Raw genomic sequence first — 4,617 nt, 5'->3', positions numbered from 1 at the left:
GGCGACTTTCGGTACCACAAACCGACGCTCTAACCAGCTGAGCTACAACCACCATTTTAATTGGACTGCAAATGTAAATCTTTTAAGAATTACAACAAAGTCTTTTTTTTAAAATTATTACTTTAAATCAAATAAACTATCTACAGCTACATAACGTTCTACTGTAAAGCCTTCTGCATATTCAACTCCAATTAATCGACCTAGATCTCTAGCTCTATAATTTATACTGTCTGTAAAATTCTTACTTGATATTGGCGTTTGTGGTTCATCACTATTAGGATCAAAAAATTGGGTTTTATAAGCTAGAACCGAAGCCATTTTAGTATCCATAAAACCTGTGATATCAACTGTTAAATCAGGTTCTATATGTTTCCATTGAATGTAATGATACACTTGTTTTGGTCGCCATTTCTGTTGAATCTCACCATTAGATTCTGTTTCAATTTTTAATAAACCACTTAAAAAACAAGCATCGCTAACTAATTTACTGCCTTTACCATGATCAATATGTCGATCATCTATAGCATTACACAATACGATCTCTGGTTGGTATTTACGGATCATTTTTATAATTTCCAATTGATGCGCTTTATTGTTCACAAAAAAACCATCAGCAAAAGCTAAATTTTCCCGTACAGAAACACCTAAAATTTTTGCTGCTTCAGCTGCTTCTTCATCTCTAGTTTCAGCTGTACCTCTTGTTCCTAATTCACCTCGAGTTAAATCTACAACACCAACTTTTTTTCCGTTAGCAATTTCCTTAGCAATGGTTCCACCACAACCAAGTTCTACATCATCCGGATGCGCTCCAAAAGCGAGTATATCTAATTTCATACGTTATCAATAATTATCTGCAAATTACGAATTCTAAAAGACATTATAAATGCCATTCTTGTTGTTGCTTTTCCGTTAAAAAAGTCCAAGCTACTACTCTACTGATTTTATTACCCAAAGACATTTGAAGCACTTGTACTGAGGTAGCTCCTAATTTTTTAAGAGAAGATTGCATCGATTTCACATGCTCTTTTTTAGACACCAAACTTGTATACCAAAAACAATTGGTTTTTAATAAAGAACTTTGGTATAAATAATTATGCAAAAAGGCCTTCTCTCCTCCTGGATACCAAAGCTCTTTTGATGTACCACTAAAATTCCTATGAATTTGCTGTGTGTCTTTACCTAGTCCTTTAAGTTTATGCTGATTATTCTCATTTGCTTCCGCTTCATTTTTATAAAAAGGGGGATTACAAAGTGTCGCTGTGATTTTTTCAGAAGATTTTAAAACACCATCAAATATCTGTTGAGGGTTGTCTTGAAATCGTAATTCAATGTGTTTATTTAATGCATTTTTGTTTACAATTAACTTTGCATTTTCTAGTGCATTCTTGTCTATTTCAGAAGCTATAAAATCCCAGTTGTGTACTGCGTGACCTAAAAGTGGATATATACATGTAGCTCCTGTTCCTATATCTAGAATCTTAATATTCTTTTTGAGCCCTGAAGTTTCCAACACATCGTTTAGTAAATGAATATATTCAACGCGACCTGGAATTGGCGGACATAAATTTTCGTCTGGAAATTCCCAAAAGGCGACTCCATAATGCGTTTTTAACAAAGCAGTATTTAAACATTTAACCGCTTTAGGATTCGAAAAATCTATCGTGTTTTTTCCGTACTTACTTTCAAACACAAATGCCTCCAATTGTGGTGAATCGGAAATTAATGTCGCAAAATTATACCCTTTAGAATGTGTGTTTTTTTTATGCAAGAGAACTAACTTTAGTTGTGGCTAGAGCCTGTTTAATATCTTGTTTTAAATCTTTATAATCTTCAATACCTACAGAAAAACGAATCAGTTGGTTGCTAATCCCTACAGCATCTCGCTCTTCTTGTGTAAGAAGTGCGTGCGAAGTCTCAGAAGGCAATAACATAGTACTCTCTACTCCTGCTAAACTCATTGATGATTTAATTAGGTTAAGTTCCTTCTGAAATGCCATAGCATCAATCCCTTCAACCAGCTCAAAAGATAACATAGCTCCAAAGTCATGCATTTGACGTTTAGCTAATTCATACTGTGGATGCGATTTTAAACCTGGATAATTAACCTTAGCAATCTTATTATTTTTGTCTAAAAACTTAGCTATTTTTTTTGCGTTTTTTGTCTGAGCTTTAACACGCAATGCTAACGTTTTCATGCTTCGTTCTAACATCCAAACGGTAAAATCACTCAAACTTCCACCAAGATTTTTACCAACATTCCAAATTCGTTCTATATGTGCTTTTGAACCTGCAACTGCTCCAGCCAAAATATCACTATGTCCTCCTAAATATTTTGTTGCAGAATGCATGACAAGGTCAATACCAAAATCAATAGGGTTTTGGTTTACAGGACTTGCAAATGTGTTATCAATTGATGAGATAATCCCTTTAGAGTTTGCTAAATCAGCAACTGCTTTAATATCAGTAACAGTCAATAAAGGGTTTGATGGTGTTTCTAAGTGAATTAATTTTGTATTTGGCTGAATAGCAGCTTCAAAATCTGAAACATCGTAACCATTAGTAAACGTATATTCAATTCCGTATTTAGGAAATTCTTCTTTAATAAAATTACTTGTTCCTCCATATAAAGTGTTTTGAACAACTAAGTGATCTCCTTTTTTTAAAAACGCAAGAAACATATGACTAATTGCCGCCATTCCACTAGCAAAAATCAAAGCATCTTCAGCATGTTCTAGCATGGCTATTTTTTTAACTAAATATTCTTGATTAGGCGTATTAAAATATCTTGGGTAACGCTTAACATCTACATTATCAAACTCATAAGATGTTGACAAATAAATTGGTGAAATCGCTCCTTTAAATTGTTCATCTTTTATTTCTCCTACATGAGTGCAAATGGTGTTAAGTCCTAATGCTTTTTTTGACATAATTCTAAACTTATTTTGATTAAAATTACAAAAAAGAAAGCTATTTACTTTTAGTTGAATATCACAAAATTAAATTTATTGATTAAGATTAATTTTTTATTACAACTTTAGCACTTTGAGTTGTTTTATTAGTATTCAACTTAATCACATAAGTTCCTTCTGATATGCTTTTAGTTAAAATTCTTATTTCTGAATTAGAAATCAATTCTTGAGAAAGCTTCCAGTTTTGGACTTCCTGACCCAACATATTAATTAATTGAATACTTTCAACTTCAAAAATATTGATAGTTGTAATAAAAATTTCATTAGTTGCGTTTAAGTAACTAATAGCGATTTGATTTTCTACAACATCTAAAGTTGATAGTGTATCATTAGAATCTGAGAATGTCACAAAAAAGCGATCTAAATATTCTCCTGCAATTAAGTTGACTTGAAAAGCGCTTATTCTTAAATCATGATACGTATTTAACTCCTGATCAAAAATAAAAATCTCTTTATCATTTGGGATATTTTCTAACTCATCAATGCTTATTTCACTTATACCATCTTCGTTTGTAATCAAACCTATGGGAAGTATTTGATCTTCATTAAAATGATCTACTGCTTGAATAGCATATTCAACATTATTAAAATTCCAAAACATATCTTCAGCATTTATATCTATCATTGGAGCATCAAAGCCCAAATCAAAATCAAGTGAAGCAAATGCTTCTACTCCAACTAATAATTGCCTGTGGTATCCAGAAGGAGAGTCAAACATAAGTCTCAATTTTTCACATGTATCAAATTCAATATCACCAGTGTTTTGCGCATTTCTGAACATAACTGATTGACCAACACTTTCAGTTTTAAAAATACGTTGACTATTTTTAAAGAGGACGTTACCTCCTGAAACTGTGCTTGTTGCTCCAGAGATTGAAGCATCTAATGTTGCAGATACGAAAAATCCTTGATTTAAAGCGATATACCTTCCTGGCACTTTGGTTCCCTCGGCATTATTATTATTAATTCTTATATCATTTGAGATGGCTTTCACACCACCCATTCTTGTATATATTGCATAACCACCTACATATTCTTGAAGATTGTGAGTGCCCCCTGAAAAATGATCCCAAAAATACAACGCGCCATTAATTATATTTGATGCAGCTCTACCTCCATTAGCATTTGTATTGTCTAGAATAAACTCAACAGCATCAATAGAAGATGCATACGGATTCCCTATTAACCTATCATTACCTGAACTAATATTTAAACTAATATTTCCATTATTAGGTTTTCCTCTATAGACATAATTCTGTGGAGAATTTATCGCTGCTAATCCAGAGGAACCTTTCATTGTGTAACCTTCACCAACTTGTATGGATGTCATTGGATTAATCGATACCCAAGAATTATAATCACTACTCAAACCGTTAAATAAAAACATCCAGTAAGAACTTATTGTAATAGGAGATGTAATGGCTCCGTCTGCAGCTATATAAGCTGATTGAAAATTAATAGCACTAGGATTATTAACATTTGTTCCATCTTTCAGAATATCACTAATTGAATAATCTGGATTTGAATTTGGTACACCATTTCCTCTTTGACCAATTCCAGAAGTCGTAATCGGATTTACTGATGATGACCAGTAATTGTAATGAAAGCTACTTGCTGTTCCTTGTTGATCTCTTTCTAAATAACCACC

The 4,617-nt window shown here is 32.7% G+C and carries 4 protein-coding genes; all 4 read right to left on the bottom strand.

The window, feature by feature from the left end:
- Positions 1-117: 117 nt before the first annotated feature.
- Complete coding sequence (bshB1, locus tag AB8B90_RS07315; RefSeq protein ID WP_405335216.1) at positions 118-834, bottom strand: bacillithiol biosynthesis deacetylase BshB1; 717 nt, start codon at positions 832-834, stop codon at positions 118-120.
- 43 nt (positions 835-877) lie between these two features.
- Positions 878-1,768 (bottom strand): 23S rRNA (adenine(1618)-N(6))-methyltransferase RlmF, encoded by an 891-nt coding sequence (gene rlmF, locus AB8B90_RS07310; RefSeq protein WP_405335214.1) that lies wholly within the window; start codon positions 1,766-1,768, stop codon positions 878-880.
- Entirely contained in the window at positions 1,761-2,927 is a 1,167-nt protein-coding gene (locus tag AB8B90_RS07305; protein WP_405335212.1) for a trans-sulfuration enzyme family protein, read from the bottom strand. Before AB8B90_RS07305 ends, rlmF begins: the two co-directional genes overlap by 8 nt.
- A gap of 88 nt (positions 2,928-3,015) precedes the next feature.
- A partial coding sequence (locus AB8B90_RS07300) for a T9SS type A sorting domain-containing protein (protein ID WP_405335210.1) occupies positions 3,016-4,617 on the bottom strand: 1,602 nt, incomplete at its 5' end.

The sequence above is a fragment of the Psychroserpens sp. genome (assembly GCF_045105015.1).
In the GTDB taxonomy this organism is placed as follows: Bacteria; Bacteroidota; Bacteroidia; order Flavobacteriales; family Flavobacteriaceae; genus Psychroserpens.
Note: the sequence above shows the minus strand (reverse complement) of the source record. Positions and strands in the feature narration are given on the sequence as shown.